The 14121-nt window shown below is 61.9% G+C and carries 11 protein-coding genes; 7 read left to right on the forward strand and 4 right to left on the reverse strand.

All coding sequences use genetic code 11. The features are described from left to right. Positions 1 to 13 precede the first annotated feature (13 nt). The 4 genes from ppk2 to QKE52_RS07455 all read right to left on the reverse strand — a co-directional run bounded on the left by ppk2 (position 14) and on the right by QKE52_RS07455 (position 6024). Entirely contained in the window at positions 14 to 913 is a 900-nt protein-coding gene (gene ppk2 / locus QKE52_RS07440; protein WP_046647187.1) for a polyphosphate kinase 2, read from the reverse strand. Positions 914 to 1437: 524 nt separating this feature from the next. Continuing rightward, the gene (locus tag QKE52_RS07445; RefSeq protein WP_046647186.1) at positions 1438 to 1617 is read right to left on the reverse strand and encodes a PorH family porin; all 180 of its coding nucleotides are present in this window, start codon (positions 1615 to 1617) and stop codon (positions 1438 to 1440) included. 494 nt (positions 1618 to 2111) lie between these two features. Then, entirely contained in the window at positions 2112 to 3758 is a 1647-nt protein-coding gene (gene groL / locus QKE52_RS07450; protein WP_046647185.1) for a chaperonin GroEL, read from the reverse strand. Between the two features lie 292 nt (positions 3759 to 4050). Further along, the gene (locus QKE52_RS07455; RefSeq protein ID WP_049154698.1) at positions 4051 to 6024 is read right to left on the reverse strand and encodes an oligopeptide transporter, OPT family; all 1974 of its coding nucleotides are present in this window, start codon (positions 6022 to 6024) and stop codon (positions 4051 to 4053) included. 109 nt (positions 6025 to 6133) lie between these two features. On the opposite strand from QKE52_RS07455, the gene QKE52_RS07460 reads away from it, so the two are divergent. The 7 genes from QKE52_RS07460 (at position 6134) to QKE52_RS07490 (ending at position 14106) form a co-directional block, all read left to right on the forward strand. Then, positions 6134 to 7501, forward strand: coding sequence for a dipeptidase (locus tag QKE52_RS07460; protein ID WP_347948484.1), 1368 nt, complete (start codon positions 6134 to 6136; stop codon positions 7499 to 7501). A gap of 236 nt (positions 7502 to 7737) precedes the next feature. Next, positions 7738 to 10653, forward strand: coding sequence for a Na+/H+ antiporter subunit A (locus QKE52_RS07465; protein WP_347948485.1), 2916 nt, complete (start codon positions 7738 to 7740; stop codon positions 10651 to 10653). Further along, positions 10653 to 11153, forward strand: a complete 501-nt coding sequence (locus QKE52_RS07470) for a Na(+)/H(+) antiporter subunit C (protein WP_046647182.1) — start codon at positions 10653 to 10655, stop codon at positions 11151 to 11153. The genes QKE52_RS07465 and QKE52_RS07470 overlap by 1 nt, the downstream gene beginning before the upstream one ends. Continuing rightward, complete coding sequence (locus tag QKE52_RS07475) at positions 11146 to 12942, forward strand: Na+/H+ antiporter subunit D (protein WP_070700953.1); 1797 nt, start codon at positions 11146 to 11148, stop codon at positions 12940 to 12942. The genes QKE52_RS07470 and QKE52_RS07475 overlap by 8 nt, the downstream gene beginning before the upstream one ends. Then, entirely contained in the window at positions 12939 to 13457 is a 519-nt protein-coding gene (locus QKE52_RS07480) for a Na+/H+ antiporter subunit E (protein ID WP_070546240.1), read from the forward strand. Before QKE52_RS07475 ends, QKE52_RS07480 begins: the two co-directional genes overlap by 4 nt. Next, positions 13457 to 13729 (forward strand): monovalent cation/H+ antiporter complex subunit F, encoded by a 273-nt coding sequence (locus QKE52_RS07485; RefSeq protein ID WP_046647179.1) that lies wholly within the window; start codon positions 13457 to 13459, stop codon positions 13727 to 13729. Before QKE52_RS07480 ends, QKE52_RS07485 begins: the two co-directional genes overlap by 1 nt. Continuing rightward, the gene (locus tag QKE52_RS07490; protein ID WP_347948486.1) at positions 13726 to 14106 is read left to right on the forward strand and encodes a monovalent cation/H(+) antiporter subunit G; all 381 of its coding nucleotides are present in this window, start codon (positions 13726 to 13728) and stop codon (positions 14104 to 14106) included. Before QKE52_RS07485 ends, QKE52_RS07490 begins: the two co-directional genes overlap by 4 nt. Positions 14107 to 14121: the final 15 nt, after the last annotated feature.

Consider the following 14121-nt stretch of genomic DNA (forward strand, 5'->3'; position numbering starts at 1 on the left):
CAATGTGACGTGACTAGTCACCGATCTGGTCGCGACCACGCTTGACGATCTTGTCATCCACCTGGTCAACGAGCTCGTGGTCCTTGTTGGTGTACTCAAACTTGGAGAGCACGTAGCGCATCGCGTTAATGCGGGCACGCTTCTTGTCGTTGGACTTGATGGTGATCCACGGAGACTCTTCAGTATCGGTGTAACGGAACTGCTCCTCCTTGGCGCGGGTGTAATCATCCCACTTATCCAGAGAGGCCAAGTCCATGGGCGAAAGCTTCCACTGACGGACCGGGTCGATCTGGCGGATGGCGAAGCGGGTGCGCTGCTCCTTGCGGGTCACGGAGAACCACAACTTAGTCAGCGAAATGCCGGAGCCGAGAATCATGTTCTCCAGCATCGGAACCTCGCGCAGGAACTCTGCGTGCTGGGATTCCGTACAGAAGCCCATGACGCGCTCCACGCCGGAGCGGTTGTACCAGGAGCGGTCAAAGAAGACGATTTCACCACCGCACGGGAAGTGCTGAATATAGCGCTGGAAGTACCACGACGTGGATTCGCGCGGGGACGGCTTCTCCAGCGCTACGGTGCGGGCACCACGCGGGTTGAGGTGCTCATTGAAACGCTTGATGGTGCCGCCCTTGCCTGCGGCATCGCGGCCTTCAAAGAGGATAATGTGGCGCTGGCCGGTTTCCTTGGTCCAGTTCTGCCACTTCAACAGCTCGATCTGCAGGGAGCGCTTGATGGACTCGTACTCATCGCGCGTCATGCGCTCTTCGTATGGGTAGTTCTCGCGCCAAGTCTCAACCGGCGAGCCATCCGGCATGATGAGCGTGGGATCGTCTTCATCGGAGTCATCGACGACGTAGCCGTCGGTCTGCGCAAGGTCGATCTCGGGGAGTTCGTCGTCTTTAATGTCAGCCATGCCAATAATTCTATCTATGAAACAGGCATCCGGCGCGATAAAACTGGTTGCCGCCGCCCAATTTACCCCCGTCGTGGCAGACGGGCGTCAGCAGCAGCCCAGAATGTACGTTTCTCACAAATAGTGCCCCCAAAACTCGAAGATCTGGGGCCTTAATTGATCGATCCGTACCCGCCCTGCTTACGCGACGGTACGTTTTCGCATTCAAGGCTCGGAAAGCGCATGATCCTAAGAGCATGTTTGCGAAAACGTACCGCGTCGCTGCACTAGCCGGTCAGGGTTATAGAAATGAGAAACCCCGCTGCCCAAAGTGGGTCAGCGGGGTTAACGCTTAGTTCTGCGTGAACAGCGTGCTGCTTAGAGCAGGCCGATCAGCTTCTTGGCGCCGGAAGCAGCGTCGCCCAGAGCGTAGAGAAGCGGCAGGATGAGGCCGAAGATGCCGGTGGAAGACAGGGTTTCCATTTTAAAATCTCCTTGGGATTGAAAGTGTGTGTATTAAGTGCGCCCTTCAGAAGGGCACAAGATTACTTCGTGGAGGACAGGGCGTCCAGCTTGGAGGTGTCCGGGGTTACCTCAACGGAGTCAGCGGTAGCAGCACCAGCGATGATGTCGAAAGCCTTAGCGAAGCCCTGGAAGAGGTTCTTGATGCCGGAAGCGAAGTCAGCGAAGTTGCCCAGCTGATCAGCAACGAAAGAAAGATCCATTATGGTCTCCTTTTGTGAAGTCCGGACTCAGAAGTGCCCGGAGGGGTTTGCGGTTTTGCAGACACCCTCAGCGGGCGTCACAAGAAACTATTTTGGCACACCTCCCCAACTTTGCAAGCGTTTAGGCGAGTTAATTTTTCGAATGAAGAGTATTGCGGTTCAAGCATGCAACGAGCGTTATTTATTCACTCGACCTTAACCTAACCAGCAACAACGTCCCTAACTGCGGAAATAGACAGCATCAGGCGCGAGGCGACAAGAAATTTTCTGCAGAACGTAACGCTAGCCGCTTCACTAGCGATTCATAGGCCTGACAAACAAAGTGAAAGCGAGAAATATTTTCCGCAAGAACATGCTCGCCTACCCCCATCCGGGGTAGTGCAAGGACACAAAAAGGTCTCAGAACAGAGAACGCTCCCCACGGTTGACCGTGGGGAGCGTTCGTTTTGCTACTGGCTGCGGCCGCGAGACGCCTCAGTCCGGGGAGCTAAGCATTAGAAGCCCATGCCGCCCATTGCGTCGGGGTCCGGCATGCCAGCGCCTGCACCGGCCGGCTCCGGCTTATCAGCCACAACTGCCTCGGTGGTCAGGAACAGGGCCGCGATGGACGCAGCGTTCTGCAGTGCAGAACGGGTGACCTTGACCGGGTCATTGATGCCAGCGGCCATGAGGTCCACGTACTCGCCAGTAGCAGCGTTAAGGCCCTGACCAGCCGGCAGGGACGCAACCTTGTCCGCAACAACGCCCGGCTCCAGGCCAGCGTTCTGAGCAATCTGCTTCAGCGGAGCAGACAGTGCCTCACGGACGATCTTGACGCCGGTTGCCTCGTCACCGGTGAGGTCAGAGAGGGAATCCAGGACATCAGCTGCCTGCAGCAGGGCCACGCCACCGCCGGCGACGATGCCCTCTTCGACGGCTGCCTTAGCGTTGCGCACGGCGTCCTCGATGCGGTGCTTGCGCTCCTTGAGCTCAACCTCCGTAGCGGCACCGACCTTGAGGACTGCCACGCCGCCGGCCAGCTTGGCCAAGCGCTCCTGCAGCTTCTCGCGGTCGTAGTCGGAATCGGAATTCTCGATCTCGGCGCGGATCTGCTTGATGCGGCCGTCGATCTGCTCCTGGGAGCCAGCGCCCTGAACGATGGTGGTCTCGTCCTTGGTCACGACAACCTTGCGTGCCTGGCCGAGGTACTCGATCTCAGCGGTCTCCAGGGACAGGCCGACCTCCTCGGAGATGACCTGGCCGCCGGTGAGGATAGCCATGTCCTGCAGGGTGGCCTTGCGGCGGTCGCCGAAGCCCGGAGCCTTCACGGCAACGGACTTGAAGGTGCCGCGGATCTTGTTGACCACGAGGGTGGACAGGGCCTCGCCCTCAACATCCTCAGCGATAATCAGCAGCGGCTTGCCGGTCTGCATGACCTTCTCCAGCAGCGGAACGAGGTCCTTGATGTTGGAGACCTTGGAGGAAACCAGCAGGATGTACGGATCCTCGAGGACAGCCTCCTGGCGCTCCATGTCGGTAGCGAAGTAGCCAGAGATGTAGCCCTTGTCGAAGCGCATGCCTTCGGTGACCTCAAGGTCAACGCCGAAGGTGTTGGACTCCTCAACGGTAATAACGGAGTCCTTGTTTACGGAGCCGTTGCCCACGGTGTACATAGCCTCGGCGATCTTCTCGCCGATTGCCGGGTCAGCGGCAGAAATACCAGCGGTGGTGGCGATCTCTTCCTGGGTCTCTACTTCCTTCGCGGAGGAGAGCAGGGAGTCAACAACCTTCTTGGTAGCGGCCTCGATGCCGCGCTTAATGCCCATCGGGTTAGAACCAGCGGCTACGTTGCGCAGACCCTCACGCACGAGAGCCTGTGCCAGAACGGTAGCGGTGGTGGTGCCGTCACCGGCAACGTCATCAGTCTTCTTAGCTACTTCCTTGACCAGCTCTGCACCGATCTTCTCGTACGGGTCCTCGAGCTCGATCTCGCGCGCGATGGAGACACCGTCGTTGGTAATGGTCGGGGCGCCCCAGGACTTCTCCAGGACGACGTTGCGGCCCTTGGGGCCGAGGGTGACCTTGACGGCGTCGGCAAGCGTGTTGAGACCACGCTCGAGGCCGCGACGTGCCTCTTCATCGAAGGCAATGATCTTTGCCATGTGTTTGTGCTCCTTAAGCTTTGTTGAGGACGACACTCACGTCTGGATCTATGACGGACGCCCGCGACGGCACGGCTGGCGAGTGTTCTCCAGCCCCAACCACATAGATGATTTTGATTCATTTCTGGCACTTGCCATGTGGAAGTGCTAGCGACCATTCTGGCACTCAGACCTACCGACTGCAAGATTCAACACGAACGCTATAAGCGAACGGGCGGTGCATAAGCACCGCCCACGAAAACGAACTGCCCGCTAAACCGAACCGCCCGTCACAACGAAGTCTCTGTCGCGCTTAAGACGCAGCCTTCTTCGCTGTCCACTTATACGCCGCGGCAATGCCGGCAACGAAGAGGATGACGCCCACGAACTTGGCTGCCGTGCCGCCCTCGAAGATCTCCAGCGGGGAATCGCCTCCCGACGCCGCGATGATGCCCGCATTGACCACGCCGAAGAGCGACTCACCCACGATGAGGCCGGTGGCCAGCAGCGTGCCCATGCGCTTAGCAAAGTCCGGCTTGGACTGGCGGGCCGCCCACCGGTTGTAGAAGTAGCCCAAGAAAGCGCCGATCGGCACCACAATGGTGATGGCTGCCGGCAGGTACATGCCCATGCCCACGGCCAGCGGGGACAGGGAGTACTTGTCGGTGAAGTGGCGCAGGCACTCGTCCACGATGATGATGACGGCACCAATAGCCGCGCCCAGACCGATGAGATCCCACGGCAGGGAGTTATCGAAAATACCGGAGGCTACCGAAGACATCAGCGCGGCCTGCGGTGCAGCCAGTGCGTCCTCACCAGCGCCTTCCATGCCCTGGAAGCCGAAGCCGGTGAGCATGACCTGCAGAATCGGCGGAATCACCAGGGAGCCGAAGAGGACACCGATAATGAGCGCTACCTGCTGCTTCCACGGCGTCGCACCGACCAGCTGACCGGTCTTGAGGTCCTGCAGGTTGTCATTGGAAATAGTCGCGATACCGAAAACAATGGCCGCAGTAAACAGCGTGTAGGCCACCAGCGACAGCGGCTCCGCGTCCGTCCCGCGGGTCACGGCGGCAATGATCAGCGCGGCAGCGATGACCGCGATGATGCCGATGGAGGAAATCGGCGAGTTGGAGGCACCGATGAGGCCAGCCATGTAGCCACACACCGACGCGATGATCAGGCCCACGAGCAAGGTGAAGAGTACGGAGACCGTGATGAGGACGGCCATGTGGTCGTGGATATCGGTGCCGCGCACGAAGTTCCACAGCAGCAGACCAATCGGAATCATCAGGACCAGGATGGTGCCAATGACATAGGGCGCCGGAATATCGCGCTCCTCCACCGCTACCTGCTGGCCGCCCTTGCGGTCACGGGAGGAGGCGAAGGACTCAGCCATGCCCTTGGCAATCGGACCGGTGATCTTGATCAGCGTCCAGATCGCGGCGATAGCCATGGTGCCCACGCCGATGAAGCGAATCCGGCCGGAGAAGACGGAATCAACAGTGTCCATGAGCGTGGCCGGATCACCCAGCCCCTCACCACCGGTGAGGATGGGCAGCAGGATGAGGTAGGAGATGACCACGCCGACGAGCATGGCAATACCCACGGCCAAGCCCACGAGGTGGCCCACGCCGACCAGCGCCAGCGAGAGGGAGCTACCCAGCGTCGTCGCGCCAGGGCCCAGCTTGAAGTAGGTGGCCACCTCGGAGGCGGCTGCCTTCATAGCCGCCAGCAGTGCCATGACGGCAGAAAGGATGCCGCCAAAGAGGATGACGTGCAGGCCCTTCGTGTTCTCTTCGTGGGCGGCCTCGCCCTCCTCACCGGTGCTATCGCCCACCTTGAGGACCTCCGCCGCGGCCACGCCTTCCGGATAGGGCAGGTCCGAGCCCGTCACCAGCGCACGGCGCAGCGGAATGGAGTACATCACGCCGAGCACACCGCCGATGGCGCACACCGCGGCGGTATCGATGAAGGAAAAGCCCTGCCAGTAGCCCACCATGACCAAGCCCGGGAGCACGAAGATGATCGCGGACAACGTGCCGGCCGCAGAGGCGATGGTCTGCACGATGTTGTTTTCTTTGATGTTGTGCCCGGCAAAACGGCGCAGCACCGCCATGGAAATCACGGCGGCAGGAATGGACGTGGCAAACGTCAGGCCCACCTTGAGGCCCAGATACACGTTGGCGGCGGTAAAGATAAGAGTGATGAGCCCACCAATGATGATGCCGCGCAGCGTGAGCTCGCGGAGCGTGGACTGGGAACCTTCGGCGGTGGTAGACGCCATGTCAGGTCCTTTCTAAAAAGAACTTATAAACAATATGGACTAGAACCGTGCATATGTTACTACCTAGCGGCCGGTAGGCCGAGTTGAGGATCCGAGTAGGTTGGAGTGCATGACCAAGATTTCTGAGTTTGTGAACAATGACCGCGACACTATTTTCAACCAGCTCAAGGAGCTCGTCTCCTTCAATTCCGTCCACAACGAGCCGGGTCTAGAGGACCAGACCGCGAAGGCGGCGGAGTGGGTCCACGCCGCGCTTGTCGACGCTAACTTCACCCCCGAGGCCATCACTACCGCTGATGGTTCCACGGCGATCGTCGCCAAGCGCCCCGGCAAGGAGGGCGCGAAGACGGTGCTGCTGTACTCGCACTACGACGTGGTTCCTGCCGGAAACCCCGACGCGTGGGAGTCGGATCCCTTCACGCTGACCGAGCGCGATGGCCGCTGGTACGGCCGCGGCGCCGCTGACTGCAAGGGCAACGTCGCCATGCACCTGGCGGCGCTGCGTGCACTCGACGCTCACGGTGGAACCGACCTCAACCTCACCGTGCTTATTGAGGGCTCCGAGGAACGCGGCGGCGAGGGCCTGTCCGCACTCATCGAGGAGCGCCCTGAGCTCTTCGCGGCCGACGCGATTCTCATCGCCGATGCCGGCAACGCCAAGGTAGGTGTCCCGACGCTGACGACCTCCCTGCGCGGCGGCTCGCAGATCAACGTCAAGGTCTCCACCCTCCACTCGGCCGTGCACTCCGGCCAGTTCGGCGGCGCGGCTCCCGACGCCGTCAAGGCGCTCATGCGCGCGCTGGATTCCCTGACGGATGAGTACGGCCGCACGACTATCGACGGCGTCGATTGCGAGGGCACCTGGCCGCTGGCCGAGGGCCAAGACACCGCCTACAGCGAGGAGAACTTCCGCGCCGACGCACAGATGCTTGAGGGCACCGAGGTCATGGGCGCGCAGGACCCGGCCGGTGCCACCGCCATCGCGGATATGATTTGGGCCCGCCCGGCAGTGACCATCACCGGCTTTACCTCCACCCCGGTGGCCGAGGCCGTCAATGCCGTGCCCGCCACCGCAGAAGCCAACATCAACCTGCGCACCCCCGCCACCATGGATCCCCGCGCTACCGCGGAGGCAGTGGCCGAGCACCTGAAGAAGCACGTCCCGTGGGGCGCACACATCGAGGTCACCATCTTGGAGGCCAACCTGGGATTCGAGACCGACCCGGCAAAGCCCGCGGTGGCTTTGCTCGGCGAGTGCCTCGGCGAGGCATTCGGTGGGGAGACCATCACCCAGGGCATGGGCGGATCCATCCCGCTGACCGTGGAGTTGCAGGAGAAGCACCCGAACGCGGAGATCGCACTCTTCGGCGTCGAGGAGCCGCAGTGCACCATCCACTCCGCTAACGAGTCGGTCGACCCGACCGAGATTGAAAAGATCGCCATCGCCGAGGCGCTCTTCCTGCAGCGCTTCGCCTAAGCGCACCGCAGCGCTGCCCACCGTGGCCCGGGCATCCCGGGCGGGCGGCGCAGTACCCCTCCAACCTGGGCCGCTGACGACGTGGAAGAACGCCAACAGGAGACGCATATATAACTGTATGAAATGAAAATGTGAAAATTGGGATTTCAGACTGTATCGTGAGCACTAGTAGACGCCCGCCAGTGCGGTGGGTTTAGCCCAGTCCCCCGACAAGGAAAGGACGCCACCGCAACCTCGTGCTCACTCTCTTTTGTGCCTTGGTTCTAACCACCATCGCCGCTCCCTTCCTGATTTTCTATCTCGGCCGCCGTGCCTTCGGCCTCTTGGCAATAGTGCCCGCGGTTGGGTTCTTCTGGGTGCTCCAACGGCTGACCGATGGCACGCTGCGCGACGGCAACCAGCTGGCCTATGACCTCAACTGGATGCCAGCAGCGCACCTCGATGTCAGCTTCCGCATGGATGCGCTTTCCGCGTTATTCAGCCTCATCATCTTGGGCGTAGGCGCGCTGGTCCTGCTCTATTGCTGGGGCTATTTCGACCACTCCCGGCGGCGCCTCGCCCTCTTCAGCAGCCAAATGGTGGGCTTTGCCACGGCCATGTATGGCCTGGTGATTTCCGATAATTTCCTGCTGCTCTACGTCTTCTGGGAAATCACCTCCCTGCTGTCTTTCCTCTTGGTGAGCTATTACGGCGAGCGAGCCTCGTCGCGTCGATCAGCGCAGCAGGCGCTCATGGTCACCGTCCTGGGCGGTCTCGCCATGCTGGTGGGTATTACCCTCCTCGGCCGCCAGACCGGCGCGTGGTCTTTCAGCAGTATCGCCGCCACCGAGGACCTCGCCAACACGCCCTACCTCACCGTGGCTATCGTGCTCATTCTCTGTGGTGCGCTTTCCAAGTCCGCCATCGCCCCAGCCCACTTCTGGCTGCCCGGTGCCATGGCCGCACCGACCCCGGTCTCGGCCTACCTGCACTCCGCGGCCATGGTGAAGGCCGGCATCTATCTCGTCGCACGCCTTGCCCCCTCGGTGCATGACATCCCCACTTGGCACCTCGTGGTCCTCCCCTTGGGTGCTTTCACCATGCTGCTCGGCGGCTGGATGGCGCTCAAGCAGCGTGACCTGAAGCTCATCCTGGCCTACGGCACCGTCTCGCAGCTGGGCTTTATTACCGCCATCATCGCCATTGGCTCCCGCGAGGCGATGCAGGCAGGACTGGCGCTGACCGTCGCGCACTCCCTCTTCAAGGCCGCGCTCTTCATGATCGTCGGCGCTATCGACCATTCGACGGGAACCAGGGACATCGACAAGCTTGCGGGCCTGGGCAAGAAGAATCCCGCGCTGTACGTCCTGGCCATCCTCCCCGCGATGTCCATGGCCGGTATCCCGCCCCTGCTGGGCTTCGTGTCCAAGGAAGCCACGCTCGAGGCCATCATGGGCGAGGAGCTTCTGGTCGGCATGCCGCGCAACATGCTGCTTGTCACCGTCGTCGTCGGTTCCGCGCTGACGATGGCCTACGCGCTGCGCTTCTTGTGGGGAGCCTTCTCCTCCAAGGGCCAGGACGAGCCCTCTGAGGCGGTAGCAAACATGCACCACATTGGCCCCTTCCTGTGGATCCCGCCGACGGTACTGACCTTGCTCACCATCTTCTTCGGTCTGCTGCCGCTGCCGCTCTCCCACGGCATCACGCAGCACTTGGACAACACCTTTGGGGCGCAGGACGCCTCCGAGCTCGCCCTGTGGCATGGCTGGACCATCCCGCTGCTGCTCTCCGTGATCATTATCGCTGCGGGTTCCCTCCTCCACTGGCAGCGCCAGGCGCTCACCAAGGCCCAATTCACCTACCCCGCATTGGGCTCTGCCGACGATGCTTACGACGCCATCATCAACTCCCTGCGCCAGCTCTCCCTGCGCATTACCGCCTCCACGCAACGCGGTTCGCTGCAATACAACCTCACGGTCATCTTCGCCACGCTCATGGTGCTGCCCATCGTCATGCTCATCCGCGGCGATCTCACCAACGTGCGCATGATCGTGGCCGAGAACCCCTGGCAGGCCATCGCCGCGGTGATCATCATCATCGCCGCCGTGGCCGCCACGGTGCTGGATAACCGCCTCTCCGGGGTCATCCTGGTGGGTGTGACCGGCTACGCCTTGTCCTTCATCTTTGCGCTGCAGGGCGCTCCGGACCTGGCGTTGACGCAGCTCCTCGTGGAAACCATCATCATGGTGCTCTTCATGCTGGTGCTGCGCCGTATGCCGGCCAATACCGAGTGGAAGCAGGATCCCAAAACCGGTCGCTTGCGCGCCTGGCTGGCGGTAGGCGTGGGCCTTGCCGTCACCGTGGTGGGTATGTTTGCCATCAACGCTCGGCGCGAGGAGCCCATCTCGCAGTACATGCCGGATCTGGCCAAGGAGATTGGCCACGGCGCCAACACGGTCAACGTCCTGCTCGTGGACCTGCGCGCGTGGGATACCTTCGGCGAGATCACGGTGCTCGTCATTGCCGCAACGGGTATTGCCTCGTTGATTTTCCGCACGCAGAGCTTTACCCGTGCCTCCCGCCGCCCGACCTTGCAGGTCACCGGGCGCCGCTGGCTGGCTGCAGGCGTGGAATCGGAGAAGGCACTCAACCGCTCGCTCATGGTGGACGTGAGCACCCGTATTCTCTTCCCCTCGATGATGGTGCTGTCCCTGTACTTCTTCTTCGGCGGCCACAACGCCCCCGGCGGCGGTTTTGCTGGCGGCCTCGTGGCAGCCTTGGCGCTGATTCTGCGCTACCTGGCTGGCGGCCGCGAGGAGCTCGAAGAGGCGCTGCCTCTCGACGGCGGCCGCACCATGGCGGTAGGCCTGCTGCTCTCCCTCAGCGCCGTTATTACCCCGATGCTCTTGGGCTACCCGCCGCTGACCTCTGGGTACACGAAGGTAGGTATACCGCTCATCGGTGATGTGTCGCTGCCGTCCGCGCTGATTTTCGACGCCGGCGTCTACCTCATCGTCATTGGCCTGACGCTCTACGTGCTGTCCTCCTTGGGCGCGAAGCTCGATGAGGAAGAAGAGATGCGTAAGCAACGCGCCCGCGATCGCGCACGCTCCCTGGCGCGCCGCACACAAGCAAAAGAAACCGCTGCCACGGCAGAGAAAGGACACGCCTAATGGATGCCAATCTCATGCTCCTGCTCGCTGCGGGCGTGCTCTGCGGCACCGGAGTCTACCTGTTGCTCGACCGCGCGATGACCAAAATGCTGCTCGGCATCTTGCTGCTGGGCAACGGCGCGAACCTCTTCATGCTCATGGCTGGCGGCCAAGCCGGCTCGCCGCCTATCGACGGCCGGAACTCCCTCCCCTACGGCGATCAGATCGCCGATCCGCTGGCCCAGGCGATGATCCTCACGGCCATCGTCATTTCGATGGCGCTGACCGGCTTCATCCTCACCTTGGCTTACCGCCAATACCGCTACCGCTCCGCGGACGTGATTGAGGACGACACCGAGGACGCTGCCATCGCGGCGATTGCCTCGCGCCCGGGCAATGCCTCAGCCGCCCCTGACCACGACGCGTCTAATGACCCGACCACCGGACGCACCACCAAGGAAGGCGATAAGTTTGGCCCCGAGTTCTTCGAGGCTCCCGTGAAGGAGGCGACCGATGAGTGAGACCATCTCGCCCCTAGTGGATCTGTTGCTGCCGTATATCAGCTACCTGATCCCCCTGCCGATCATCATCCCGGCCTTGGCTGCTGCGCTGGCGATGCTCTTTGCTCGCAATACCAATGCGCAGCGCCGCATCGCTTTCTTCTCGCTGCTCACGCTCGCCGTGGTGAATGCCGCTCTGATTGCCATCGCGGATACCACCGGCATTCAAACCCTTCAGGTGGGCGGCTGGGACGCGCCGGTGGGCATCACGTTGGTGGCGGACCGTTTGTCCACGGTCATGCTCTTTACCTCCTCCATCGTCCTCTTCTCCGTCATGTGGTACGCGATCGCACAGGGCGTGCGCGACGGCACGAAGGACGAGCCGGTGGCGGCTTTCCTGCCCACCTACATGCTGCTGACCATGGGCGTGAACGTGTCCTTCCTGGCCGGTGACTTGTTCAACCTCTACGTGGGCTTCGAGATCTTCCTCGTGGCCTCCTACGTTTTGCTCACCCTCGGCGCCTCACCGGCGCGCGTGCGGGCCGGCGTGGGCTACGTCATGGTCTCCATGGCGTCCTCGCTCATCTTCGTGCTGGCTTTGGCCTATGTCTACGCCACGGTGGGCACGATGAACATGGCCCAGATTGGCATCCGGATGGAAGATATCCCCGCGGGTACCCGCACCGCGGTGTTCTCCGTGCTGCTCATCGCCTTCGGAATTAAGGCGGCCGTCTTCCCGCTGGATGCCTGGCTGCCGGACTCCTACCCCACCGCCCCCTCGCTGGTCACCGCCGTCTTCGCGGGCCTGCTCACCAAGGTTGGTGTCTACGCCATCATCCGCGCGCGCACCTCGATCTTTACTGATGGCGGGCTGGACGTCCTTCTCATGTGGGTCGCACTGGCCACGATGCTCGTGGGTATTTTGGGCGCTATCGCCCAATCGGATATCAAGCGATTGCTGTCCTTCACACTGGTCAGCCACATCGGCTATATGATCTTCGGCGTCGCCCTCGGAACCGCGCAGGGCTTGTCGGGCGCCATCTTCTACGCGGTGCACCACATTCTGGTGCAGACCGCGCTGTTCCTGGTGGTGGGCCTCATCGAGCGCCAAGCCGGCACCTCCTCGCTGCGGCGCTTGGGCTCGTTGATCTACACCGCGCCGATCATCGCCATCCTGTACTTCATCCCGGCCATGAACCTGGGCGGTATCCCGCCCTTCTCCGGCTTCCTGGGCAAGATCATGCTGCTCCAAGCCGGCGCGAATGAAGGTTCCTGGCTGTCCTGGGTTCTCATCGGCGGCGCGGTGGTCACCTCCCTGCTGACCCTCTACGTCATGATCCTCGTGTGGGCCAAGGGATTCCTGCGCGACCGCGGCGATGCGCCCGAGGGCAACCTCGCCATGGTGCGGCCTTCCCCACTGGGAGAAGTCACCGAGTACGTCGAATTGGAAGAGCGCGATGACGTCGGCCGCGTGCCCTTCGGCATGCTGGCCTCTACTTCCCTACTCGTCATCGCCTCGGTATCGATGTCCTTCCTGGCGGGCCCCATCTCCGGTGTCACCACCCGCGCGGCCACCTCGGCGCAGGATGATTCCATCTACCGTTATGCCGTCCTGGGTGATTCCGCCGAGGACCCGACGCGCCACTTAGACCCCGCTGAGCGCTACGAGGAGGGCGCGGATTCGCGAAAGAACCGCAGCGAGCCCCTCCCGGATCCGGAACCGGTGGCGCCGACCACGAGGACGTCGCCAAGCACGACGGCTACACTCCCCACGACCGTGGACGATGATGAAAAGGAGGTGTCGCGATGAGATTCTCCGGTATTAAGCACCGCTTCCGGCCATGGTTCATGGTGTGGATCGTCGTCATGTGGTGCATGCTCATGGGCGAAGTTACCGTAGCGAACCTGGTGGGTGGCCTGCTCGTCAGCCTCGTCATCGTCTTTGCGCTGCCGCTGCCGGCCATGCCCGTGGCGGGGATTTCGGTGAGCTGGGGCAAACTGCTCGTCTTCATGGCGCAGTGGTTTATAGAGCTCATGGAGGCCTCCATCATGGTCGGCTGGCTGGCGGTGCGCCCGCAGCCGGTGCCGAAGACGGCGATTGTGAAGCTGCCGATGCGAGTGGAGAACGAGTTCATTCTCTCGCTGGCGGTCAGCCTGTACAACCTGCAGCCCGGCGGCACGGTCTCCGATATCGACATTGCCAACCGCATGTTGACCATCCACCTGCTGAACGCCGATTCCGAAGAGGACCTGGAACGCGAAATCGCGGCCGTACGCAAGCTCGAGGCCGATATGATTGCCATCTTTGAAAGGAGCCACCCCTGATGGATACGGACCTGTATAACATCCTGCTCACCGTGGCCGCCGGCTTCCTCGTGGTGGCATTCCTCATCACCACGTGGCGCATCGTCATCGGCCCGAACTCGCTCGACCGGCTCATCGCTATGGACGGACTCGTGGCCATGTTCCAATGCGCCCTGGCCACCTATATCTGCTGGACGCTGGACACGACGGTCTCCAACGCGATGATCGTCGTGGCGCTCCTCGGCTTCATCTCCACGGTCTCTGTCACCCGATTTAGGAAGAGGGATTCATGAGTTACGCACTGATTGCCGATATCCTCTCCATCATCCTCATCCTCGTCGGCTCCATCCTCATCTTGGCGGCATCGATTGGCGTGGCGCGCTTTAAGGACACGATGGCGCGCGTGCATGCCATCGCCAAACCACAGACCACAGGGCTGATCTTCACCATCGTGGGCGCGATCATCAAGGTGACGGGCTCCGAGGACTTCAGCGTGGCCGAGAGGGGCGACCTGGGAATCCTCGTCTTGCTCGTTCTCTTCGCCATGATCACCAGCCCGGTGACCGCGCAGAGAACCACGCGTATCGCCCGCCGCGAGGGCCTGTACGGTCCCCCGGAATCGATGACACGCAACGAGAGCCCGGCCGCGCGTTCGATGCGCCGAAAGTAAGGACACGGTACCTTT

It is taken from the genome of Corynebacterium sp. c25Ua_47 (assembly GCF_039907205.1).
Classification (GTDB): domain Bacteria; phylum Actinomycetota; class Actinomycetes; order Mycobacteriales; family Mycobacteriaceae; genus Corynebacterium; species Corynebacterium hiratae.